The sequence below is a fragment of the Ruegeria sp. CDSB114 genome, from assembly GCF_059611025.1.
On the sequence record NZ_JBXWOT010000005.1, the window covers coordinates 34,697 to 57,883 of the forward strand.

At 55.9% G+C, this 23,187-nt stretch carries 25 protein-coding genes; 17 read left to right on the forward strand and 8 right to left on the reverse strand.

Annotated elements, in window-relative coordinates; all coding sequences use genetic code 11:
* The first annotated feature begins 4 nt into the window (after window positions 1-4).
* Window positions 5-718 carry a helix-turn-helix transcriptional regulator gene (locus AC2FIP_RS13180; RefSeq protein WP_496703271.1) on the forward strand — a complete coding sequence of 238 codons (714 nt, stop codon included), beginning with the start codon at window positions 5-7 and terminating at the stop codon, window positions 716-718.
* 62 nt (window positions 719-780) lie between these two features.
* A complete protein-coding gene (locus AC2FIP_RS13185; protein ID WP_496786766.1) occupies window positions 781-2,079 on the forward strand; it encodes a lytic murein transglycosylase in 1,299 nt (432 codons plus the stop codon).
* Between the two features lie 73 nt (window positions 2,080-2,152).
* Here the strand turns inward: AC2FIP_RS13185 and AC2FIP_RS13190 are convergent, their stop codons facing one another.
* Both AC2FIP_RS13190 and AC2FIP_RS13195 read right to left on the reverse strand, forming a co-directional pair.
* Window positions 2,153-3,550 carry an aspartate aminotransferase family protein gene (locus tag AC2FIP_RS13190; protein ID WP_496703273.1) on the reverse strand — a complete coding sequence of 466 codons (1,398 nt, stop codon included), beginning with the start codon at window positions 3,548-3,550 and terminating at the stop codon, window positions 2,153-2,155.
* A 75-nt stretch (window positions 3,551-3,625) separates the two neighbouring features.
* Entirely contained in the window at window positions 3,626-4,309 is a 684-nt protein-coding gene (locus AC2FIP_RS13195) for a GntR family transcriptional regulator (protein ID WP_271949594.1), read from the reverse strand.
* Window positions 4,310-4,450: 141 nt separating this feature from the next.
* On the opposite strand from AC2FIP_RS13195, the gene AC2FIP_RS13200 reads away from it, so the two are divergent.
* The 5 genes from AC2FIP_RS13200 (at window position 4,451) to AC2FIP_RS13220 (ending at window position 9,736) form a co-directional block, all read left to right on the forward strand.
* Window positions 4,451-5,536 (forward strand): polyamine ABC transporter substrate-binding protein, encoded by a 1,086-nt coding sequence (locus AC2FIP_RS13200; protein WP_496786768.1) that lies wholly within the window; start codon window positions 4,451-4,453, stop codon window positions 5,534-5,536.
* A 69-nt stretch (window positions 5,537-5,605) separates the two neighbouring features.
* Window positions 5,606-6,733, forward strand: coding sequence for an ABC transporter ATP-binding protein (locus tag AC2FIP_RS13205; RefSeq protein WP_142637173.1), 1,128 nt, complete (start codon window positions 5,606-5,608; stop codon window positions 6,731-6,733).
* Window positions 6,733-7,623, forward strand: coding sequence for an ABC transporter permease subunit (locus tag AC2FIP_RS13210; protein WP_142637171.1), 891 nt, complete (start codon window positions 6,733-6,735; stop codon window positions 7,621-7,623). Before AC2FIP_RS13205 ends, AC2FIP_RS13210 begins: the two co-directional genes overlap by 1 nt.
* The gene (locus AC2FIP_RS13215) at window positions 7,620-8,438 is read left to right on the forward strand and encodes an ABC transporter permease (protein ID WP_142637169.1); all 819 of its coding nucleotides are present in this window, start codon (window positions 7,620-7,622) and stop codon (window positions 8,436-8,438) included. Before AC2FIP_RS13210 ends, AC2FIP_RS13215 begins: the two co-directional genes overlap by 4 nt.
* Complete coding sequence (locus tag AC2FIP_RS13220; protein ID WP_496697548.1) at window positions 8,435-9,736, forward strand: NAD(P)/FAD-dependent oxidoreductase; 1,302 nt, start codon at window positions 8,435-8,437, stop codon at window positions 9,734-9,736. The genes AC2FIP_RS13215 and AC2FIP_RS13220 overlap by 4 nt, the downstream gene beginning before the upstream one ends.
* Window positions 9,737-9,739: 3 nt before the next feature.
* Here AC2FIP_RS13220 and AC2FIP_RS13225 read toward each other — a convergent pair whose 3' ends face one another.
* Genes AC2FIP_RS13225 through AC2FIP_RS13235 form a run of 3 tightly spaced genes read right to left on the reverse strand, consistent with a single transcriptional unit; the run spans window position 9,740 to window position 12,543 of the window.
* Entirely contained in the window at window positions 9,740-10,609 is an 870-nt protein-coding gene (locus AC2FIP_RS13225; protein WP_496702747.1) for a phosphotransferase family protein, read from the reverse strand.
* A gap of 54 nt (window positions 10,610-10,663) precedes the next feature.
* Window positions 10,664-11,329, reverse strand: a complete 666-nt coding sequence (locus AC2FIP_RS13230; protein ID WP_496786771.1) for a flagellar hook capping FlgD N-terminal domain-containing protein — start codon at window positions 11,327-11,329, stop codon at window positions 10,664-10,666.
* A 2-nt stretch (window positions 11,330-11,331) separates the two neighbouring features.
* The gene (locus AC2FIP_RS13235) at window positions 11,332-12,543 is read right to left on the reverse strand and encodes a flagellar hook-length control protein FliK (protein WP_496786773.1); all 1,212 of its coding nucleotides are present in this window, start codon (window positions 12,541-12,543) and stop codon (window positions 11,332-11,334) included.
* Between the two features lie 112 nt (window positions 12,544-12,655).
* On the opposite strand from AC2FIP_RS13235, the gene AC2FIP_RS13240 reads away from it, so the two are divergent.
* From AC2FIP_RS13240 to AC2FIP_RS13265, 6 genes are all read left to right on the forward strand, one after another.
* Complete coding sequence (locus AC2FIP_RS13240; RefSeq protein WP_142637161.1) at window positions 12,656-12,928, forward strand: rod-binding protein; 273 nt, start codon at window positions 12,656-12,658, stop codon at window positions 12,926-12,928.
* The gene (locus AC2FIP_RS13245; protein ID WP_496786775.1) at window positions 12,921-13,280 is read left to right on the forward strand and encodes a flagellar biosynthesis protein FlgN; all 360 of its coding nucleotides are present in this window, start codon (window positions 12,921-12,923) and stop codon (window positions 13,278-13,280) included. The genes AC2FIP_RS13240 and AC2FIP_RS13245 overlap by 8 nt, the downstream gene beginning before the upstream one ends.
* A 209-nt stretch (window positions 13,281-13,489) precedes the next feature.
* Window positions 13,490-14,737 carry a flagellin N-terminal helical domain-containing protein gene (locus AC2FIP_RS13250; RefSeq protein ID WP_496692542.1) on the forward strand — a complete coding sequence of 416 codons (1,248 nt, stop codon included), beginning with the start codon at window positions 13,490-13,492 and terminating at the stop codon, window positions 14,735-14,737.
* 77 nt (window positions 14,738-14,814) lie between these two features.
* Window positions 14,815-15,189, forward strand: coding sequence for a flagellar biosynthesis regulator FlaF (gene flaF / locus AC2FIP_RS13255; protein ID WP_271949611.1), 375 nt, complete (start codon window positions 14,815-14,817; stop codon window positions 15,187-15,189).
* Complete coding sequence (flbT, locus tag AC2FIP_RS13260) at window positions 15,189-15,590, forward strand: flagellar biosynthesis repressor FlbT (protein WP_271949613.1); 402 nt, start codon at window positions 15,189-15,191, stop codon at window positions 15,588-15,590. The genes flaF and flbT overlap by 1 nt, the downstream gene beginning before the upstream one ends.
* On the forward strand, window positions 15,587-16,378 hold the full coding sequence (locus AC2FIP_RS13265) for a DUF1217 domain-containing protein (RefSeq protein WP_496786777.1): 792 nt from the start codon (window positions 15,587-15,589) through the stop codon (window positions 16,376-16,378). Before flbT ends, AC2FIP_RS13265 begins: the two co-directional genes overlap by 4 nt.
* Window positions 16,379-16,439: 61 nt before the next feature.
* Here the strand turns inward: AC2FIP_RS13265 and AC2FIP_RS13270 are convergent, their stop codons facing one another.
* The 3 genes from AC2FIP_RS13270 to AC2FIP_RS13280 all read right to left on the reverse strand — a co-directional run bounded on the left by AC2FIP_RS13270 (window position 16,440) and on the right by AC2FIP_RS13280 (window position 19,054).
* Complete coding sequence (locus AC2FIP_RS13270) at window positions 16,440-18,011, reverse strand: DUF427 domain-containing protein (protein ID WP_496786779.1); 1,572 nt, start codon at window positions 18,009-18,011, stop codon at window positions 16,440-16,442.
* An 82-nt stretch (window positions 18,012-18,093) separates the two neighbouring features.
* Window positions 18,094-18,795 carry a winged helix-turn-helix domain-containing protein gene (locus AC2FIP_RS13275; RefSeq protein ID WP_496689945.1) on the reverse strand — a complete coding sequence of 234 codons (702 nt, stop codon included), beginning with the start codon at window positions 18,793-18,795 and terminating at the stop codon, window positions 18,094-18,096.
* Window positions 18,767-19,054 carry a hypothetical protein gene (locus AC2FIP_RS13280; RefSeq protein WP_142637145.1) on the reverse strand — a complete coding sequence of 96 codons (288 nt, stop codon included), beginning with the start codon at window positions 19,052-19,054 and terminating at the stop codon, window positions 18,767-18,769. The genes AC2FIP_RS13275 and AC2FIP_RS13280 overlap by 29 nt, the downstream gene beginning before the upstream one ends.
* A gap of 112 nt (window positions 19,055-19,166) precedes the next feature.
* Here AC2FIP_RS13280 and AC2FIP_RS13285 point away from each other — a divergent pair, with 112 nt between their 5' ends.
* The 4 genes from AC2FIP_RS13285 (at window position 19,167) to AC2FIP_RS13300 (ending at window position 23,185) form a co-directional block, all read left to right on the forward strand.
* On the forward strand, window positions 19,167-19,718 hold the full coding sequence (locus AC2FIP_RS13285; protein ID WP_496786783.1) for a hypothetical protein: 552 nt from the start codon (window positions 19,167-19,169) through the stop codon (window positions 19,716-19,718).
* 110 nt (window positions 19,719-19,828) lie between these two features.
* Entirely contained in the window at window positions 19,829-20,446 is a 618-nt protein-coding gene (rnhB, locus tag AC2FIP_RS13290) for a ribonuclease HII (protein WP_496677845.1), read from the forward strand.
* Between the two features lie 106 nt (window positions 20,447-20,552).
* On the forward strand, window positions 20,553-21,656 hold the full coding sequence (locus AC2FIP_RS13295; protein ID WP_142637139.1) for a site-specific DNA-methyltransferase: 1,104 nt from the start codon (window positions 20,553-20,555) through the stop codon (window positions 21,654-21,656).
* Window positions 21,657-21,802: 146 nt separating this feature from the next.
* Entirely contained in the window at window positions 21,803-23,185 is a 1,383-nt protein-coding gene (locus AC2FIP_RS13300; RefSeq protein WP_496786785.1) for an adenylate/guanylate cyclase domain-containing protein, read from the forward strand.
* Window positions 23,186-23,187: the final 2 nt, after the last annotated feature.

Genomic DNA, 23,187 nt, shown 5'->3' on the forward strand with positions numbered 1-23,187 from the left:
CATTATGACCCGCACCGCCCGTTTGTTCCAATTAATGCAATCCTTGCGCTCTGGCCCGTCGCCAAGAACGTCGATTGAGCTGGCTCAGGATCTGGGCGTTTCGCCGCGCACTATTCACCGAGACATCGATTCATTGCGCAGTCTCGGCGCCGTGATCGACGGAGAGGCGGGGTTCGGGTTCACCCTGATCGAGGACGCCACCCTGCCACCGCTTGGCTTCACCGATGATGAGCTTGAGGCCCTGGTGCTTGGCCTGCGCGAGGTACAATCCATTGGTGATCCCGGCCTCTCTGAGGCTGCCAGCGAAGTTCTGCGCAAGCTGCAGGGTCGTTTGCCACCGCGCCAGTCTCAGCGCCTCAGCCATGCGGTGCTGACTGCCACACGGTTTGACCGGCCGGCGAAACCAACGGTGGATGTCGCTGAACTGCGGCGGGCCACCTGGGACGAACAGACGATCGAATTTTCCTATTGGGATGCCAAAGGCGACGAGACTCATCGCTGCGTAAATCCGTTGAGCATCGTTTACATGGACCGCGCCAGCGTGCTGATCAGCTGGTGCCTGTTGCGGCAGGATTTCCGCGTGTTTCGGTTGGATCGCATGCAAGAGATGCAGATTACCGGGGCCTCGTTCCGGCCCAACCGGGTTCCGCTGCTGCGCGAAGCACTGGATCGGCTGCGGTCTGAGCGGGAGGCGAGAGACCGCGACTCGGAAAGCTGAGCGCTTTGAGATTTGCCGTTTTTGCGCTATCCTGTGGTTGAGCAGTTATCAGGAAATTCGGAATGCGTAGATGCGTAAGCGGCGTTATGACCGCAGCATTATGGGCATCCATCGTACAGGCGGAGTCCATCAAAAGCCCGGAAGGGCCACAGCCGATACAATTGGCGTCGGCTGATCTTACAGTCTCAATCCGACCGGTCGTCCGACCATCGGAGGAGATGTATCGCGTGTCAGAAGAAAGAAGCGCCCGGTTTCAGGCGTGGCTTGGCGATTTTCGGGCGCGGGCACAGGCGCAGGGCATCCTGCCCGGGACTTTGGACCGCGCGCTTGCGGGGCTGGCCTATGACAAGGACATCATCAAGCGCGATCGTAATCAGGCTGAGTTTACCAAGCCCATCTGGGACTATCTGGATGCGGCCGTTTCTGATCGGCGCGTCGCAGACGGTCGCGCGGGGTTGGAACGCCATGCCGCGGTGCTGACCCGGATTGAGGCGCAATATGGCGTCGAAAAAGAGGTCGTGACCGCGATTTGGGGGCTCGAGACGTCTTTCGGCACATTTCGGGGGTCGGATCAGACGATCCGTTCGCTTGCGACGCTGGCCTTTGATGCCCGACGGGCTGAGTTCTTTGAAACGCAACTGATTGCCGCCCTGCGGATCATTCAGGCAGGCGATGTCAGCCCCGCAACGATGGTCGGAAGTTGGGCCGGAGCAATGGGGCATACGCAATTCATGCCGACCTCGTTTCTGGATCACGCCGTGGATTTCGACGGTGACGGGCGGCGGGATATATGGACGGATGACCCGACCGATGCGCTGGCCTCGGCAGCGGCCTATCTGGCGCGTCATGGGTGGACCAAGGGACAGCCATGGGGTGTTGAAGTGCGCCTGCCCGCCGGGTTCGATTTTGCAGCCGCGAGACGCGATTACACGCTGCTGCCGTCAGGTTGGGCGGCGCTGGGCGTGGTTGCGTGGGATGGACAGCCCGTTGCGGATCATGGTCAGGCAGCGATTTTGTTGCCAGCAGGCGGTGAAGGCGTCGCATTGATGATCTTCGACAATTTCCGCGTGATCGAGCAATATAACGGTGCAGATGCCTATGTGATCGGCATTGGGCATTTGTCCGACCGTCTGGCGGGCCGCGCGGCGTTTCAGGCCGAGTGGCCTCGGGGTGATCGGGCGTTGAGCTTTGCTGAGAAGAAGGAATTGCAGCTCCGGCTGACCGAGGCCGGGTTTGACACGCAGGGGATCGACGGGCGCACCGGCCCGAACACCACCGAGGCGGTTCGGGCCTATCAACTGGCGCAGGGGCTTTTGCCGGACGGCTATGCCTCCGCGCCGCTGTTAGAGCGGTTGAGGTAGGGGAGGGGGCTCTGCCCCCGTCGCCTGACGGCACCTCCCCCAAGGTATTTTCTGCCAGATGAAGCTGCGCGGGTCAGGAGGCCGCTTTCATCAGGCCCTGTGCGATGATCTCGACCTGTGCCTCGTCCAGCGATTTGAGGATGCGTACGAGCATCTCATCAATTTCCGCGGGTGTCAGAACCAGCGGAGGAGAGATGATCATCCGGTCGCCCACATGGCGCATCACCAGGTTGTTGGCAAAGCACCGATCGCGACAGATATAGCCGACAGTGCCCGGATCGGACGCGAATTTGGCACGGCTGGCCTTGTCCGGCGTCAACGCGATTGATGCCATCATGCCGACAATCTTGGCTTCGCCCACAAGCGGGTGATCGGCCAGCGCTTCCCATTTTTTCTTCAGATAGGGGGCGGCTACGTCGCGAACATGCTCGACGATCTTTTCTTCTTCAAGGATGCGCAGGTTTTCCAGTGCCACAGCTGCAGCGACCGGATGGCCGGAATAGGTGTAGCCGTGATTGAACTCGGTTCCGCCAATGACCTCGGCAATCTCGTCACTCACGATGGACCCGCCAATAGGCGCATAGCCCGAGCTGAGCCCCTTTGCGATGGTCATGATATCGGGGCGAATGCCGACGGTTTGAGACCCAAACCAGTTGCCTGTGCGACCAAAACCGCAGATGACCTCATCCGCAATCAGCAGGATATCGTATTTGTCACAGATGCGCTGAATTTCAGGCCAGTAGGTATCCGGTGCAACAATCACGCCACCTGCGCCCTGTACGGGTTCGGCGATAAAGGCTGCGACGCGGTTTTCGCCAAGTTCCTCAATCGCCTCTTCCAACTCACGCGCGCGGGCCAGGCCGAATTCTTCGGGAGACATGCTACCACCTTCAGCCCACCAGTTTGGTTGGTTGATATGGTGGATATTCGGGATCGGGATTCCACCCTGCGCGTGCATCCCTGCCATGCCGCCCAACGACGCCGAGCCGACCGAAGAGCCATGATAGGCGTTATGGCGGCTGATGATGATGTTCTTGTCGGGCTGGCCTTTTTCGGCCCAATAGGTCCGAACCAAACGGATGTTTGTGTCATTCGCCTCAGACCCGCCGGCTGCAAAGAACACATGGTTCAGATCGCCCGGCGCAAGTTCCGCGATCTTCGCGGCCAGCGCGATGGCAGGGACGTGGGTCGTTTTGAAAAAGGTATTGTAATACGGCAGTTCGCGCATCTGGCGGGCTGCGACCTCGGCCAGTTCATCGCGACCATAGCCGATATTGACACACCACAGGCCCGCCATTGCATCGAGTATTTCTTCACCCTCGCTGTCCGTCAGGTAGACGCCCTTCGCACGGGTGATCACACGCGCGCCTTCTTTCCCTAGGGCGCCATTGGCCGAAAAAGGGTGCATGTGGTGGGCGGCGTCCAAGGCCTGCAGCTGGGCCGTGGGCAAATGGTTTGTGATGGTCGACATCGGAAAATCTCCTGCAAGAGCGATTGGCAGCTACAATATGATCAAATTTTTTCCTGTCAATCGAATCGGACAGATCTAAGCGTTGACTAAGGCGTCTGCCATCAGCTCCATGCCCTGTTCGATATCTTGTGCGGTTGCTTTTGCTGCCATATCCGCGTCCTGATTGCGCAACGCCGAAATGATATCCTTGTGGCGGTCCGGCAGGCTCTGAGTGCCGAATCTACCGCATACAACGCGCAAAGACGGCCCGAATCTAAGCCACAGGCGCTCGGCCAGATCATTGAGAATCGGGGCATTTGCATGGCCGTAAAGCGTTTCGTGAAACCGGTGGTTGAGGCGCAGATAGCCGCTAACGTCTCCGTCGCTGATAGTGCGATCCAGACGTTGGTCGATCTGCTCAAGATGATCAATGTCCTGAGGTGTCACATTCGCAGTTGCACGCCTCGAAAGCTCTGATTCTATTTTGATTCTTGAATAAATCATCTGTTCGACGTCGCCGTCGGTCAGAAGAGGAACACTCACTCGGCGGTTGCCCTGAAACACCAGAGCACCATCGGATATCAGGCGTCTGATAGCCTCCCGCACAGGGGTCATTCCAACACCCAGCGAATCAGTGAGACCCTGGATCGTGACGGGTTGCCCCGGCACCAATTCACCGTACATGATTTGTGATCTGAGGGTATTATAGACCTGTTCATGCGCAGGTCGTTTTTCACGCGCACCGTCAGTGCTGGATGCCTTATTTTTGATCAAATCCAAGTGGTTTGCCCTGTTTCCCGCTATGTTGACTTGTCAGGTTTCTGACCTCGTGAAACCATACGACGGATCGTGCGAAAACGCAAAACTTGATCAAATCCAAAAAAACGGGAAAATAGCGCTTACACTTGCAGGGAGAATAATATGACAATCAAAACGCTGACCATGACAGCGGTCATCGCATTGGGGACTTCGGCGGCCTTCGCTGAAGAGGTGCGTGTTTACAACTGGTCCGACTATATCGACGAAGAGCTTCTGACAAAGTTCGAGGAAGATACCGGTCTGACTCTGATTTATGATGTTTTTGACAGCAACGAGGTATTGGAGACCAAGATGCTGGCCGGTGGATCAGGCTATGACGTGGTGGTGCCTTCGGGTACTTTCCTTCAGCGTCAGATCCAGGCTGGAGCCTTTCAGGCACTTGACGCTGCACAGCTGTCGAATTCAGGCAATCTGTGGGATGTGATTCAGGAACGTACTGCCGGGTATGATCCGGACAACGCCTATTCAATCAACTACATGTGGGGCACAACCGGGCTTGGTGTAAATGTTGGAAAAGTGCAGGAAGCGTTGGGCGACGATGTTGCGCTGAACAGCATGGATCTGGTTCTGAAACCCGAGAATATGGAGAAACTTGCATCCTGCGGCGTACATTTCCTGGATGCTCCGGCAGAAATCATTCCGATGGTTCTGCAATATTTGGGTGAAGACCCGGACAGCCATGACAAAGATGTTATTGGCAAGGCCGAGGCGGTTTTGACCAGCGTTCGACCGCACATTCAGAAGTTCCACAGTTCGGAATATATCAACGCATTGGCCAATGGCGACATCTGTGTTGCCGTGGGATGGTCGGGTGATATCCTGCAGGCCCGCGATCGTGCGGCCGAAGCCGATAATGGTGTTGAAATTGAGTACCATCCCTTCGCTGAAGGGTCGTTGATGTGGTTCGACCAGATGGCGATTCCGGCTGATGCTCCGAACCCGGAGGGTGCGCATAAATTCCTGAATTTCATTCTGGATGCCAACAATATGGCGGCGGCCTCGAACTATGTTTACTACGCCAATGGCAACAAGGCTTCGCAAGAACTTCTTGAGGAAGACGTGATCGGTGATCCGGCCATTTATCCGGATGATGCGACCATGCAGAACCTCTATATCACGACGCCTTACCCGTCGAAGATACAGCGGGTCGTGACCCGTTTGTGGACCAAGATCAAATCGGGCACCTGATCCGGCTTGTTTCAGCAGGGCGGACCAACCGCCCTGCCATTCTTTTCAGATTGCCGAACGGGGGCCGTTTTGAACTCTACTGTTTTTGTGCCGTGGGAAGACCCACAGGCGAAACCTCTGATCCAGTTCCAGAATGTCACCAAACGGTTTGGTGAGTTCACGGCCATCGACAATCTGTCCTTGGATATATTTGAAAAAGAATTCTTTGCTCTGCTAGGGCCCTCGGGCTGCGGCAAGACCACGATGATGCGAATGTTGGCCGGGTTTGAAAAACCGACCGAAGGGCATATTCTGCTGGGCGGGCAGGATATAGATCCCATTCCACCGAACAAACGGGCTGTGAACATGATGTTCCAATCCTACGCGCTGTTTCCGCATCTATCTATCTGGGAAAACATCGCCTTTGGTCTGCGTCGGGACAATATGCCAAAGCATGATCTTATGGATCGTGTCGAAGAGATGTTGCGCCTGACCCGGCTTGAACAATTCGCCCGTCGCAAACCGCACCAGATCTCGGGTGGTCAGCGTCAGCGCGTGGCGCTTGCGCGATCCCTGGCCAAAGCGCCGAAGCTGCTGTTGCTGGACGAACCTTTGGGGGCGCTGGATAAGAAATTGCGACAGGATACGCAATTCGAGCTGATGGATATTCAGGAAAAGACCGGCACCACCTTTGTGATCGTGACCCATGATCAGGAAGAGGCGATGACCGTGGCCAGCCGGGTTGCGGTAATGGATCAGGGTAATCTGATACAAGTGGCGACGCCCGACCGGATTTATGAGAATCCCAGTTCGGTCTATGTGGCTGATTTCATTGGCGACGTGAACATCATCCAGGGCCGAGCCACGGCAAGCGCCGATGAGACCTACCAGATTGACTGGGCTGAAGGTCAGGCACCTTTGACTGCGTCCTCGACCACAGAGTTTTCGAACGGCCAGCTATGTCATCTGGCGATCCGCCCCGAGAAGGTGACGATCTCGGTTGATCGTCCTGCGGATGCAATCAACGCAGTGCAGGGCAAGGTGCTTGACATTGCCTATCTGGGCAATCTGTCCACTTATCACGTTGAACTGAATAACGGCACGATTATCAAGGCGCAGACGGCAAATACCCGTCGCATTTCGCGTCGTTCCTTTACATGGGAAGACCCGGTCTGGCTGTCCTGGACAGCCACCGCCGCGGTTCTGTTGGCGGATTGATGCGCCGCGCCCTTCTGATCGCCGTCCCGTATGTCTGGCTTTTGGCGCTGTTTCTGGTGCCATTTTTCATCGTTCTGAAAATCTCGCTTTCGGACACGGAGCTGGCCATCCCGCCTTACACGCCGACACTGGATCTATCTCAGGGCTGGGCCGGGCTCAGGGATTTCTTCAGCCAGCTGGATTTTGAGAATTTCGTCTGGCTAACCGAAGATGACCTGTATTGGAAAGCTTACCTGTCCAGCGTCAAAATCGCGTTGATTTCTACCATACTGACTTTGCTGGTGGGGTATCCTATCGCGTATGGCATGGCCCGCGCACCGGCTGAGTGGCGCCCGACGTTGATGATGCTGGTAATTCTGCCGTTCTGGACGTCGTTCCTGATCCGGGTCTATGCTTGGATGGGTATTCTCAGCAACGAAGGTTACCTGAACCAACTGCTGCTGTGGACGGGCATCATCTCGACCCCGCTGACCATTCTAAACACCAACACAGCTGTCTATATCGGTATCGTCTATACCTATCTGCCCTTCATGATTCTGCCGATCTATTCCGCGCTTGAACGAATGGACGAGTCGCTGATCGAGGCCGCAGAGGATTTGGGCTGTTCGCGTATTCAGGCCTTCTGGCTGATAACAATCCCCTTGTCACGCCCGGGTATCATCGCGGGTTGTTTCCTGGTGATGATTCCGGTGATCGGCGAATTTGTGATCCCATCATTGCTCGGAGGATCCGGGACATTGATGATCGGCAAAGTGTTGTGGGAGGAGTTCTTCTCGAACCGCGACTGGCCGGTGGCCGGTGCCGTGGCAGTTGTGCTGTTGCTGATCCTTGTGATTCCCATCGTGCTGTTCCAGCGCAACCAGCAGAAACAGACGGAGGCTGAGCAATGAACAGGTTAAGCTGGTTCAACGTCGTCTCGTTGACGCTTGGTTTCGCGTTTCTCTATATCCCGATGCTCATTTTGATCATCTTCTCTTTTAACGAAAGCAAACTGGTCACGGTTTGGGCTGGGTTTTCGACCAAATGGTATGGTGAGTTGGTCCAGAACGAAGCGTTTCTTGATGCTGCCTGGGTCACCTTGCGGGTTGCAGTATTCTCGTCGACCCTGGCTACCATTCTGGGTACGGCGGCGGCTTATGTGCTGGTACGCGGTGGGCGGTTCTTTGGCCGGACTCTGTTTTCGGGCATGATCTATGCGCCTCTTGTGATGCCCGAAGTGATCACTGGCTTGTCGCTTTTGCTGCTGTTCATCGGAATTGGACTGGACCGGGGTATTTTGACCATCGTGCTGGCGCATACGACCTTTTCAATGTGCTTCGTGTCGGTTGTTGTATCCTCACGTCTGGTCACGTTTGATCAGTCTCTGGAAGAGGCAGCGTTGGATCTTGGGTGCTCACCCGCACAAGCCTTCCGTCTTGTCACCCTGCCGATCATCGCCCCGGCGGTGATCTCAGGCTGGCTATTGGCTTTTACGCTGTCGCTGGATGATCTGGTGATCGCATCATTCACATCGGGCCCGTCAGCCACGACTCTGCCGATCAAGATTTTCTCAGCTGTGCGGTTGGGCGTCAGCCCTGAAATCAATGCGCTATCCACGATCATGATTGCGGTCGTGACGGTCGGTGTCATAGCAGCATCTTTGGTCACCAAGCGCGCGATGGTCAGGCAGAAACAGGATGAGATGGCGGCAGTGCGTGCGGAATGAAACGCCTGTTCCCTGAGTATACCTATGGATCTGGACCGCGATCAGGGTGCTGGTGGGATGAAACTATCGCAGCACCGGACTGGCCGGTGTTGCAGGATGATCTGAGCGTGGATGTCGCCATCATCGGCGGCGGGTTCACAGGTGTTACAGCCGCGCTTTTCCTGGGGCAGGCAGGCCTATCCGTCGCAGTTCTCGAGGCGGAGACGCCGGGGTGGGGTGCCTCGGGTCGCAATGGTGGGTTTTGCTGCCGAGGTGGGTCAAAGCTGAGCGATCGTGGCATGGCTCGGCGATATGGGGTCGAGGGGGCCGAAAGCTTTGCCCGGGCCGAAGTGGATGCGGTCAATCTTGTCGCCGACCTGCTTGAGGCGCATCAGATCGAAGCGGACGTTCATTCCAAGGGCGAGACCGCCCTGGCCCACACCGCCCGCGCCATGGAGAAATTGCGACGCTCGGCGGATGACGGGGGCTGCTTGCATGAGGCGGCCGACCTGCCCGGCCTCGGGTTGGGAGGGGATTTTTTCGGGGGCTATAGCGTGCCGGTCGGATTTGGTCTGAACCCCCGGAAATACCTGTTCGGCATTGCAAATGCGGCCGCTTCCGTTGGGGTCCGATTTTTTCAGAAAACCATGGCCAGAGACATCACCAAAACCAGCGCGAGCTTTGATGTTCGAACCGGGTCAGGGCGGATCAAAGCGTCGAATGTACTGATCTGCACCAACGGATATTCCAGTGAAAACATGCCTGAATGGCTGTCTGGGCGCTATATGCCAGCGCAATCAACCGTTCTGGTGACCCGCCCATTGACCGAGGCTGAGGTGTCGGCGCAGGGCTGGACCTCGGATCAGATGTCTTACGATACACGAAATCTTCTGCACTATTTTCGTCTTATGCCGGATCGACGGTTTCTGTTTGGGATGCGCGGTGGCCTGCGCTCATCACCTAAGGCCGAGGCTGCGATCCGGCAAAAGGTGCAGCGTGATTTCAAGGCCATGTTTCCGGCATGGGCCGATGTGGACGTGACCAATATGTGGTCAGGGATGGTGTGCCTTACCCAGGACCTGACGCCGTTCGCAGGGCCCGTTCCGGGTCAGAATGGGATGTTTGCCGGGCTGGCCTATCATGGAAACGGTGTCGCGATGGGTACCTATTGTGGGCGGGCGCTTAGTCGCATGGTGCTTGGACAGGATGCGGAATTGCCTGAGCCAATGGCCCGACCCCCGCGGCGTTTTCCACTTGGGTCCTGGCGGCGGGCGCTGATGCCGCCAGCCTATGCGTTAATGGCACTGGCCGACCTCTGACACTCACAAAGCGGCCAGTTCCAGCTCGAGCCCTTGTTCATAATCCGGTGCCCCATGTTCTGCGCGCCATAGGCAGTAGGCCGCCATCCTCCACCCGTACCAGCGGCGCAAAGACCGGTAGCGGATTACGGTTTCCTGCCGGTCATAGGCCGAAAGAAAGGACTGTTGCTCGTCGACGGTCAAAACCGCACCTCTGTAAAGATATTGCATGGCGGGTGACAGGAACAGCGCAAGGTCCTCGCAAGGATCACCAACGGCTGGGCATTGCCAGTCAATCAGCGTCAGCCCCGAGGATGCGACGAGGATGTTTCCCGCCACCGGGTCGCCGTGAATCAGGCAAGTGTGATCCGACCGCAAAATATGATGCTGTGGTTGCATCTTTTCCAGCTGAGCCCGTCGATCCGATGTGCACATCGCCAGAATGCTTTGACCATGTTCGGCCAGATCTGCGCTACCGTTTTTACCGGTGGGTGCGTTCTCTATGTTTAGGTTGAGCGAATGCAGGCGGTGCAGCAACCGGGCCACTGGGGCCGGGTCAGACCGCCAGGGGGTGCCCTGTGCGTGGTCGTAGAACACCCAATATCCGTTGTCATGTTGTCCTGTTGCCCGCAATCGCGGCACAACCCCAGAAGAAGCCAGTGCCCGCAGACAGGCGGCTTCCAATGCGGGATCGTTGCGAAACAATGGGTTTTCTAGGTCCGAGCGGTACAGCTTCAATACTTGATCACTGTCGTCGCCCAGCACCTTCCACACCCGGTTTGTCCTCCCACCATACAGCGTTTCGAACTGTGCCCCAGCGCTGGCAAATCCGAGCCTGACAAGTTGAGCAACAAGGTCGCGCGGTGGGGATAGTATTTGAGGCAGGGAGATCACCAATCAGTCAACGAGTCGGGCATTGCCTTGGTTTCGCCTGTCGTTAACCGTAGATCAAGCTCCTGTTCGCACCGCAGTGACTATTCCTGCTGGCACCACCTCTCCGCCAGCGAGCGTCAGCAAAACGGCATCCGTGCCCACCTGCGCCTCAAGCACCTGATTATAGGCTGAGGCGAGGCGTTCAGACAGCAGCTCATCACCGTCATAACTTTCCATCGTTGCGGTGTAATTTCCTGCCGGTAACGGGGCGCCATCGTCATCGGTTCCGGCCCAGACAAACTCAGATTCCGTTGTAGCAACGGCGATGCGCTCAACGATTTCGTCGGACTCGTTGCGGATCACCATATAGGCGCTGTCCGCCCCGGGGTCGGCCTGCGCATACAGCGTTTCTGGTGAACCGTCGAAATGAAAGGCCGAGGCGGTTCGCACATCCATCCCGACCCAGCTGGCAAGCTCTTCAAGGTTGACGCTACCAAGTGAATAGGCAAGCGCAGTAAGCAGATCGTTGGTTTGAACCTGCTGTTCGACCATCGAGAATTGAGCAAGCTGTGAGGCGTATTCCGATGAGTCCAGCGGCTCCAGCGGGTCTTGGTTGCGGGCCTGGGCGGTCAGCATCAGAAGGAAGGTTTCAAAATCCGAGGCCAGGCCGGATGTTCCAGATTTCGCCGAAGACTGTCCCTGTGCGGCGGTAGAGCTTGTATTCTGTGCGGGTGTGATCATGCTCAAAGCCTCATATCAACGCGGCCACTATGGCCGATCCGGGTTAAGACCGGCTCGCTGGCCTGATCCATTTCGGTCTGGGTTGTATTCAGACCGGAATCTGCGTGTCTATCCGCGCTTTCGGACTGGCCGTCTGACGAACCACCCAGATTGAAAGACAGATCGCCAAGCCCGAGGTTTTTGAACTCAGCCTCAAGAACCGAAAGATGTCGCCTCATCATTTCCAGAGTTTCCGGCCGCTCGGCTGCGATCGTCATCTGCAACCCGTCATCCCGGCCATTCATGACGATTGAGATCTTGCCCAGCTCTTCCGGGTTCAAGGTCAGTTCAATCGTACCGGATTGTGGTCTTGCATGTATCGCAGCGGCCATCTGCCCCGCGATTGCCCGCGCCGTTTCTGTCCGTGCTGAGGTTAAAAAGTGCTGATGGCTTGCTGACGTATCCCGTGCCGTTGAAAATGGCTGGCTTTCGCGCGCGGGCAGAATCTCCTCGGCGTCCGGGTCTGAAACCAAATCAACGTCCTGCACCTTGGCAGACGCCATCAGTTGCATTTGAACAAATGTCGGAACGGATTGTGTTGTCGGCGGTGAACCGGTGGCTTTGGGAGCCTGAGCCGCATCTGGTGTATCTCGCGAAACCAGCTTTGGTTCTGGCACTTCGGGTTTTCCGGGCGCAGAATCCGAGGGTATCGACGCCTTGGTCCGATAGCCCTTTGCAATAGTGGATTGCGGCAGATTGTGTTCCGGTTTTTGCTGTGCGGTTTTCGCCTGCAACAAAGCCGAAACCTCAGATCGGGCGCGCTGCTCCGCGTTTCCAAGCGCATCCCCCCGAGGATCGGGGGTCGCATTGTTTGGCGCTGCGAGTATTACGGCCTTGTCAGGTTCGGGCAGCGATGCCGGCGTTTCCTCAGGTGCCATCTCTTCGTCCTGCGCCGGCGCGCGGGTGGGCGGGTCAGTTACAGGTTTTCCCGACAGGCTGGTCGCAAGATCAACAGCTTCTTCTTCGACCACATCCTCTTCAACCCGCACCTCGGCATTAATGGTCAGTTCGGGCACGTCCTCATTCAAGCTGTCACCTTCGGAACGCTGCAATTCCTGCTCCATTACCTCAGCAAAGGTGTCAGCCCCTTCCGAGATTGGGTGTCCCTTGGCGGCAGTTTCAGATTTTGCGGCGCTGGCGGTCGAGGATGTGGACAATATAAGAGGGTTGGGCATTTTGCTCCGGCTCCGGTTTGCGTAACCAGGAATTTGCCCGCAGGAAGTTACGTTTATTTTAACCGCTTTCATCTTTGATCCAGAAAGTTCGATGCAATTTTTGGAGAAAGCTATGAAGCTATCTGGTATTCCAGCGGCGCCGCAGCCCTTGTCTGTTGAGCAAAAGCTGAAAGATGCTGCGGTAGAGCTTGAGGCGGCGTTCCTGTCTGAAATGCTTAAGTCCGCAGGTCTGGGCGAATCCCGAGATTCGTTCGGCGGCGGTGCGGGTGAAGACCAGTTTTCATCGTTTCTTGTTCAGCAGCAGGCACTGCAGCTTGCCAGGTCCGGCGGTGTTGGCCTGTCCGAAATCCTGTTTCAGTCCATGATGGAGAATACCAATGCCTAACAAGTCTGAACATGACCTGATCAAATCTCTTGAAGAAGTTCTGGACCTTGAACGCAACGCCTTGGTGACCGGGGATCTGGATCGGTTGAATCACATGGCCCCGGAAAAGGAAAAGCTGATCGGTGCGATCAATGATCTTGAGGTGATTGATAGTGATGAACTGATCGGGGTTCAAAAGAAAGTCGACCGGAATCAGGCTCTGCTAAACAGCGCGGCCGAAGGGATTCGGGCGGTTGCCGGGCGCATGGCTGAACTGCGCCGAGTGCGTCAGGAATTCAGTACTTATAGAGCGGATGGGCAACGCAGCGATTTTGCCGTTCGCAGTCACGCAAAGCTGGAAAAGCGGGCCTAGCACGAGGATTGAATCAAATCCGAACTTTCGGATTTTCGAGTCTTAGCACTCCGTTAGGAGATCGGCGTCAAAGGTGATCCTGCATCTGGAAAACTCAGGTGGCGCGAACAGCCCGTCGGCGGGTCGCAGTGATCAGAAAGACGTCAAAGCCCGCACATGTTGCGGGGTAAGCAAGGGCGAAAAAGCCCGAACGGAAAAGGAAGAAAGCTATGTCTAGCATTCTGACCAACAATGGCGCCATGGTTGCGCTGCAAACCCTGAAATCGGTCAACAAGAACCTGGCGCAGACCCAGAACGCGATTTCAACTGGTAAGGACGTCGCCACAGCCAAGGACAATTCAGCCGTCTGGGCGATTTCCAAAGTCATGGAGTCGGACGTTAAGGGGTTCAACGCCATCAAAGACAGTTTGGCACTGGGTGAATCGACCGTTGCGGTAGCCCGGAACGCGTCCGAGACAGTCACTGACCTGCTGTCCCAAATGAAAGAGAAGATCGTTGCGGCACAGGAAGACAACGTTGACCGTGGCAAAATCAATGACGACGTGACTGCTCTTAAAGATCAGATCGCATCGGTGGTTGGAGCGGCGCAGTTTAACGGGCTTAACCTGGTTGACGGGTCGGCGGGTACAGCCTCGATCCTGTCGTCTCTGGATCGTGACTCCAGTGGCAACGTAACCGCATCTTCGATTTCGGTGGCCTCGCAGAACCTGTCCACAGGTGGGTATGCCAGCAAAGGTGTTCTGGCCGGCTCGGACAACGTCACAACCGACAATGACGCCGCGGGCTTCACGATGGACAAAGCTGGTGGAACCGGCGACATCGTGGTGGACAGTTCAACGGACAACTTTGCTGCTGGTGACAAGATCTCGATCACTATTGGTGACAAGGTTGCGTCCTACACGGTGCAAGCTGCTGATCTGGACCCATCTGGAACATATGACGCCGCTTATACGGATGCCATTGTTGCCGTTGGCCTGAAAAATCAGATCGATTCTCTGGGGATCACGGGTGTCGCAATCGACTATGACTCAGCCAACCCGGGCACTTTGACATTTGTAACCGGTGCTGCGACGGCTGGCGCCGACGCTGATCGGGACGTTACTGTCTCGGCGCAGTTCACCAATGCCAATGCAGGTGGCCTGGGGGCGTTGGCTTCGATTGATGTATCGACAGATGCTGGTGCTCAGGCGGCGCTGGGTACTATCGAGACCTTGATCGACACGTCCATTGATGCATCTGCGGCGTTCGGTTCGTCTCAGGGCCGGATCGAAACGCAGAAAGAATTCATCTCGAATCTTTCCGACTCGTTCAAGTCCGGTATCGGAGCGCTGGTTGACGCCGATATGGAAGAAACCTCAGCCCGTCTGCAGGCCCTGCAGGTACAGCAGCAACTGGCAACGCAGTCGTTGTCGATTGCCAACCAGGCGCCGCAGTCGATCCTGTCGCTGTTCCGCTAAGTTCAGGACCCTGGCCGGGGCGTGGAAACGCGCCCCGGCTTTGACCGCCGTAAGACGGCCTTTTGGAAGGATTTCAAGTGACACCGCAAACTCTTGCACAACGCGCCTATGCGCAGACCGCCGCTCCGACGCGCACACCGCGTGATACGGAATATGAGGCGATTTCCAAGATCACGCATCGGTTGAAGGCTGCGGCCGCGCGGCACAAAACCGACTTTGGAGCGTTTGTTCAGGCTTTGCATGAAAACCGGAGGCTTTGGTCTGTGTTGGCAAACGGGGTAGCCGATTCCGATAACGCCTTGCCGAATGACCTTCGCGCCCGGATTTTCTATCTAGCTGAGTTCACCGAACAGCACAGCAGCCAGATACTCAGCAATAAGGCTTCGGTAGAGCCCCTTCTGGAAATAAACATGGCCGTTCTTAAAGGCCTTCGGCAAATGGGTGCGAACTGATGGCGGGTTTGGTATTGAAGCTTGCCCCAAAAGAACGGGTGCTGATTAATGGTGTAGTTGTGGAAAACGGCGATCGTAGAAGTCGGTTTTCAATCATGACACCACAGGCAAATGTCCTGCGTTTGCGCGATGCGATACATCCTGACGAGGTGAACACACCCGTTCGCAGAGTGTGCTATGCGACGCAACTGGTTCTGTCTGGAGACATGGAAGCTGAAAGCGCCCGCCAACAACTGCTACGTCGGGTGGAAGAGTTGAGCCAAGTGTTTACGGATGCGGACAGCCGCAGAGTTTTGGCCGAGGCAACAGAAGCCTTGTTGGCCGAGCAGTATTACAAATGCCTTAAATCCCTGCGTGCTCTGCTACCGCGAGAAGAGCGCCTCATGGCCTACCAGCAATGACCTTTCAGCCGGTCATACCCTCAGGTGGCATTGTTGGCTGGCGGTTCCTTCAGCGCACCTACGAAGGCCAGTTGAACAGCTTTTCCTCTTCGACGGTCAATGAGCGTGAGGCGACGTATTTCCGGGAAAACATCGGCAAGGTTCAGACGGCTGAAGATCTGGTTTCTGACCGCCGGCTGCTACAGGTTGCCTTGGGCGCATTTGGTCTGGAGGGCGACATCGACAACCGCTATTTCATCCAGAAAATCCTGTCAGATGGAACGAGCGCAGATGATGCTTTGTCCAATCGCCTATCTGACAAAAGATACCGTGAATTCTCTGAGGCATTTGGACTGGGCCCTGGCGAAATTCGAAGAACCATTCTTTCGACATTTATGGAGGATATTGCCCGGGACAACGTGACCTCGCGCTTTGAGGTCGCCGTGGGTGAACAGGACGAGACAATGCGCATATCCCTCTATGCAAAACATGCGCTGGCTGAGTTGGCATCGCAAGACAGCAGTGGTGACACGAAATGGTTCGACTTGATGGGCCTTCCGCCGTTGCGAAAGATGATGGAGACGGCGCTTGGGTTGCCCTCAAGCTTTGGTCAGTTGGACATCGACAAGCAGCTTGAGGTGTTCAAGGATAGGTTGTCGAACCTGACTGGATCTGACGATTTAGCGCAGTTCGCGGATGAAGAGGCGATCGGGGATTTGACCGACAGATACCTTGCGCGCAGTCAGATCGCGCAGCTTCAAAGCACAATTTCCCCGGCCCAAACCGCGTTGCTTCTGCTGGGCGGATAGTCCTACGTCAATCGCAAGATGCCTCTATATCAAGCGCTGGCGCTCTAAATTTCTACCACAACTAGCTATTCAGGATCGCGTCCGCCGAGGTTTTGAGCGCGTATGAGCACACGGGTTGTGACACGTTGTGCAGCTTGACCTCTCCAAGTGGCAAAGCGTCAGTGCAGGCCGGCACGATGTCTTTGGTCACAACAATCCTGTGATTCACGATCTTGCTGTATTCCCCAAGTCGGGCGGCGACGTTCGCAGCTTGTCCGATCACGGTGAAGTCTAACCGTTCGCGCGACCCGATATTGCCGTAGGTTACGCGCCCATAGGCGACGCCAATCGAACAATCGCAATGCATGTCGGACCCAGACTTGCGCAGCTCTCCTAACCTTTCAACGATTCCAACTGCTGATCGCTGCGCGTTTTCGCGGGCTAAGGCAGAATCTTCGCCTGCCGGGAATACAGCAAGAACAGCGTCCCCGATGAATTTCAGAACTTCACCACCGTTTTCGTCGACGATGTCCGAGACCGTTTCAAAGAAGTCATTCAGCAGATTGATATAGGCGGCGCGGCCCAGCTTTTCTTCTAACAGGGTAGAATTGCGCAGGTCGCAGAACATGATGGCTGCATCAATCTCATCCCCGTCTCCACGACGGATTTCTCCGCCCAGGACACGCGCGCCGGTCCGCTTTCCGACATAGGTTTCCAGCAATACCTGGGCGTTTTCGCGCTGCATGAAGACTTCGTAGAACCGGGCAATCACCGAGGAGCATTCGAACACCAGCCCAAGATTGGCCGTTGTGAACCCGTCGGGGTGATCGCAAGTCAGCGTCAAGACATTGGTGCGCCCGTCGGAAAATGGCAGGGGCATCGCGACATAGTCAGTCGCCCCTTTGGCGCGCAGGTCTTCCATGATTGGAAAGCTGTGCTGAGGGTTCTCGTCATTCAGCCTTTGGCGCACGCCGCCCATACCGTTGGACACGTGGCGCAGAGGGCTGTTGATATAGGCGGGGTGGTCGTGGATTTCATAGGTGGGCACATTGGTCGAAATCTCGGCTTCACCCTTTTCCCAAATATAGTGTTTGCCCGCGATCAACGGATGTAGGGACCAGGCAAGGATACTGAGGCGCTGAATGGCAATTCCATGTTCCAGCATCTTCTCGGCCAGTGCTTTGGTGAATGCTTCGGGCGTGCTGAGATCACTGGCCCCCCGCATCAGCCAATCAATCAGCGGCCCGCTGATATTGCCGTCTTCCGGGTTGCGCAGGTTGTTTTCACCCAGCTCAATCCGCGTATAAGCGGTGGGCATAAAGCCGATATGGCCCTGGATTGCGGCGCTTTCGGGCAGGGCGTTCTCGTAAGCCCAGACGGAGTTGGCCAATCGTTGATCCGCCAGAACGACATCGTGGTAAGTGGCGGTGCCCTTGAACGGGCAGAATGTCTGAAGTTCGGTCTCATCGCTGAGATCGACATGTACATCCTGACGGGGGATGTAGATCATCGGCGGCAACCGAGTTTCGTACATTACCTTGGCATCAAAGCTTTCAGCCAGAAGGATCTCATCCCGGTAGATTGCGATACGGCCGACAAGTGGTTCGACCGAGATCCCATAGCCTTTGATATTTGGAGTCACGTGAACGTTCATAATCATCCTCCCTGGCACGGGTCTTTATAGGATGGGCGTTTGATCCGTGTTTTCCAAGGGGCAGAGCAGGATTTTCCCAATATCAAATCATCTGAATGACGTCTTTTTCGATCGACAACATATAGCCTTTTTTAGCGATGTTCTTGACCAGCAACTCGCTGACCATCTGATTGCCCAAAGCATCGCGCAGGCGCTTGATCCGCGTCGCGCCAGCAGCCTCGTCACAATCAGCGGTGCTTTTGCCGGAAATCATCGCCTCGATCTGAATGCCGGATAGAACCTCGTCATCCAACCGGGATTCGGCAAGAACTGACAGGGTTTCCATCGCCGACGCAGTCAGTTTGAAATCCATGTTATTGAGATAGACGGTATTCTCTTCCCGGCTGATCAAAAGTGAAGTGACCTGAATCCCAGTACGTTCAATCTGTGCCATGCGTCGGTTCAACAGCACCAGCATGACCAGAAACACCAGCGCAGCAATCAGCATTGCAGTGGCGAAAACCAGCAAAACAAAGATAACCATGCGGTAACTGGACAATGTATCGGCAAAGGCAGTGCCGGACTGGGCCAGAATCTCGAGTAGGCGAATCTCGGTCTGCGAGGTCAGATCACTCTCGACGAACAGACGTTCGACGCGGGCATTGAACGCGTTTGCATCTGGCAATGTCCACAACAGAAAGGCGGCAGAGGCCACAAGTATGACAACGATTACTGTGATGCCCGCGCCAACCAACCTGACGCCCGAGCGCCGTGCCTCAGTAACGGAGATAGAATTTTCCGGCATTGGCCTTCCTTTTATCCAACCCTTCCGGTCCAAAAACGGACATGACGTTCAGCAGGGTCCAGCCCGAGCCGCGCAGCCGTTGCGCGACCTCTTTTTTGGCTTTTCCTTTGCCGCAGGACGAAACCTGCATGACGCCATAATGCAGGCGCAACGGATTGTCCTGCTTGGCCTTGTAATCGGCATAGCAGTCCGCTGCTGACGCCATGGAACCAAGCGATATCAGGGCCCCGATGGCCAGAGAAGAGAGGATCTGTTTCATAGGCCGCATCCTGCGCATGGCTTTGGTTGATATTCAATAACGCAAAGGGGTTTCGCGGTCTGATATCGGATAACAAAACGGCGTTATTGCTTGTCTGAAGGGGACGCCCCCAATGTCGGGTTATCGAATTTACGGACTGTCATCACGTCCACCGAGTACCCGAAAGGACAGCACCATGCATAAGAAATTCATCGCTCTGATCATCGCCTCTGCAGTCGCAATCACCGGCGTTTCTGCATCCCAGGCCCGTGCCGCTGATGCAGAAGATATTCTTGGCGGGCTGGCGGCGATTGCCTTGATTGGCGCTGCCATCCATCATTTTGACAAGAAAGGCGACAGCAAAAAGGTTACCCGCAACCATAACCACGTGTATGAGGTCCCCAAACAGCACATCCAGAGGACCCCCAGGCATCGGCCGAACCATATTCGTCCTTTGCCCCAGCGCGTAGCACGCTATAGTCTGCCGCAACGGTGCCTGAAGACCTTCAAGGGCTATGGCAAAAAGCGGCCGCTTCTGGGGACGCGCTGCCTGGATAAGCACTACAAATACGCCAATAGCCTGCCCAAAAAGTGCAAGGTCGGTTTCTGGAATGGCAATAAGGTCAAGCGGGCCTATGAACCCGCCTGCCTGCGCCAACAGGGATACCGCGTCGTTTACAAGTAACACGGTTCGAGCAGGAGTGGTGCCTTAGAAGCATCACGTCGGAGAGGGCAGCGATTGCTGTCCTCTCTTTTTTTCTTGCGCAATCGGGGAAAACAGGATTTTCCCAAAACATGACCACACCGGATTATGAGATTGAAAAAGCCGCTCTTGCGCAGGGATATCTGCGGATTGCCGGTGTCGATGAGGTTGGCCGAGGTCCGCTGGCCGGTCCTGTTGTGGCTGCTGCAGTGATCCTGAATCCTGCGGAAATTCCCCAAGGTCTGAACGATTCAAAGAAACTCTCGGCCAAGCGCCGGGCCGCATTGGATACTGCCCTGCGTGGCTGCGCCGAATTCGCGGTGGCCGAGGCTTCGGTGGCCGAGATTGATGAGCACAACATCTTGCGTGCCTCGCATCTGGCAATGGAGCGCGCGGTGGCGGCGCTGGATCCCCCCCCTGATTATCTGTTGATCGACGGAAATATGATTCCGCGCGGACTGGCCATTCCGGCACAGGCAGTGGTCAAAGGCGATGCCCATTCCGTGTCGATCGCCGCAGCCTCGATCCTTGCCAAAAACTGGCGCGATCAACTGATGGTGGATTTGGCGCAACAGCATCCGGGGTACGGCTGGGAGACAAATGCTGGTTATCCGTCAAAACAACACAAGGATGCGCTGCGAAATCTTGGTGTGACCCCTCACCATAGAGTTTCGTTCAAGCCCGTCCACAATATGTTGTATCAAGAGTAAATCGTAAGCTGCTGATTCAAAAAAGAAATTGACGGCGAATCGTCTTTGACTCATCCTTGTCTCAACCAAATGAGCGCATAAGCGCCGTGGAACTTGAGGCAGCGATATGACAACGACTACCAAAAAGGGCGCGACAGCGCTCCCTGTAAACACGATCCTATCCGGGGACTGCATCGAAGTGATGAACAGTCTGCCCGAGGCATCGGTTGACCTGATTTTTGCCGATCCCCCATATAATCTGCAGTTGAAAGGGCAACTGCACCGCCCCGATAACAGCCAAGTGGATGCAGTCGATGATCACTGGGACCAGTTTTCCAGCTTTGGCGTCTACGACCAGTTCACGCGGGAATGGCTGAAGGCGGCCCATCGTCTGCTGAAGCCCAATGGCGCCATCTGGGTGATTGGATCGTATCACAACATTTTCCGCGTTGGGTCTGCGTTGCAGGATGCAGGGTATTGGATCCTCAACGATGTAGTTTGGCGCAAATCGAACCCGATGCCGAATTTCCGTGGCAAGCGGTTCACCAATGCGCATGAGACAATGATCTGGGCCTCCAAGCGTGAAGGGGCGAAATACACCTTCAACTATGAGGCACTGAAAGCGTTGAACGAAGGCGTCCAGATGCGCAGCGACTGGGTGCTGCCGATCTGCACTGGCCATGAACGGCTCAAGGATGAAAACGGCGACAAGGCGCATCCGACGCAGAAACCAGAATCATTGCTGCACCGCGTGCTGGTTGGATCAACCAATCCGGGTGACGTTATTCTGGACCCGTTCTTTGGCACCGGGACTACGGGGGCCGTGGCCAAGATGCTGGGTCGCGAATTCATCGGGATCGAGCGCGAAGAAAGTTATCGCAAAGTGGCCGAAAAGCGCATCGCGAAAGTGCGTAAATTCGACCGCGAGGCGCTGGAGGTCAGCGCCAGCAAACGCGCCGAGCCACGCGTGCCCTTTGGCCAGTTGGTCGAACGCGGCATGCTACGCCCGGGCGAGGAACTCTATTCCATGAACCAGCGTCACAAGGCCAAGGTCCGCGCCGATGGCACGCTTGTGGGGCAAAACATCAAGGGTTCGATCCATCAGGTCGGTGCCCATCTTGAGAATGCGCCCTCGTGCAATGGCTGGACTTACTGGTGCTTCAAGCGCGACGGCAAAACCGTGCCGATCGACGTCTTGCGTCAGCAAATCCGGTCCGAGATGCACAACTGATTTCACCAATACCGCCGGTGCCTGTGGCCTGACACAAGGCACTAAGCCTTGCCCCGCCGATCAACGGCGGGGTCTTTTGTTTCTTTCCCTGATGAGTTCCGATATGAGCCTAATGAAGCAATCGGCGCAGTGTAGGAGCTTTCGCAATGTCGGACACAGCAGCCAGCGAACCTCGGGCTAGGCGGTTCTTTTTCACCCGTCCGAACGAAGTAGAAATCGAGAATAAATACACCGAAGCTGCGCTGGAACGGCACAAGCGCGAGGGGCTGGAGCTTGCTGTCCGGGCCCGCTGGATCGCAATGGGTCTGACTGGCCTTTTGCTGATCTACCTGAACCCGCATTGGGAGGTTCTTTGGTATCATTTCATCCTTTTGCTGATTTGCGCAAATGGTTGGATGATCCGACGGGCAGGCCGTGTGGGGCAATCTCGGACTGAGTTGCTACTAATCTTTGTTGACCTTTTGATTATGACTTTGGGGATGATCATTCCCAACCCGTTCAGCGATGATGTGCGCCCATTGGCAATGCAATTCCGGTTTGACAACTTTCAGTATTTCTTCGTCATTCTTGCAGCAGGAACCATGGCCTATTCCTGGCGCACGGTGATTGCCATAGGCACATGGACTGCAATAATCTGGACTACGGGATGGGTGATCGCCTGGTGGGTTGCGGTTCCGATCCCCGGCATAAGTGAGAAAGTGGCCGAGGCCTTGCAGGGGTATCCGGATGTAGCCGAGATGTTGGATCCAAACAGCTTTGAGGTTCACGACCGAATACAGCAAGTGATTGTGTTCCTGATGGTGGCGGTGACGCTGGGCGTGTCGATGCGGCGGCTCAATCATCTGCTGATGACCAATGCTGGGTTGGAACGGGAACGAGCGAACCTGTCGCGATATTTCTCACCAAATGTGGTGGAGGAACTGAGCCAAAATGATGATCCGCTCAAACAGGTGCGAAAAGAGAATGTCGCAGTGCTCTTCATAGATATTGTGGGGTTCACCAAATATGCGGCGGGTCGTGATCCTTATGACGTGATCGAGGTGCTGCGTGGATTTCACGCCAGGATGGAGGCCGAAGTGTTCCGCCATCATGGGACATTGGACAAGTACTTGGGCGATGGTCTTATGGCAACTTTCGGGACCCCGGTGACGACACCGTTGGATGCGACCAACGCGGTATCCTGCGCGCGCGGCATGGTGACTGTGATTGACCGGTGGAACATAGAACGTAGACGTGCCGGAGAGCCCGAAATTCATGTTGGCATCGGTGTCCATTATGGCTCGGTTGTTCTGGGGGATATTGGCGCCAACCGTCTGGAATTTGCTGTGATCGGTGATGCGGTAAATGTCGCTGCGAAACTTGAGGCAATGACCCGCGAGCTGCAGGCCCGGATCGTGCTGAGTGATGCGGTGCGCCTGCAGCTTGAGCAGGAAGGGAGCAGTGCCTCCGAACTGACAGCCGAATTTACCGAAAACAAGGGCCACCCTGTGCGCGGTGTTGAATACCCGATGGATATCTGGGTGATGTAGCT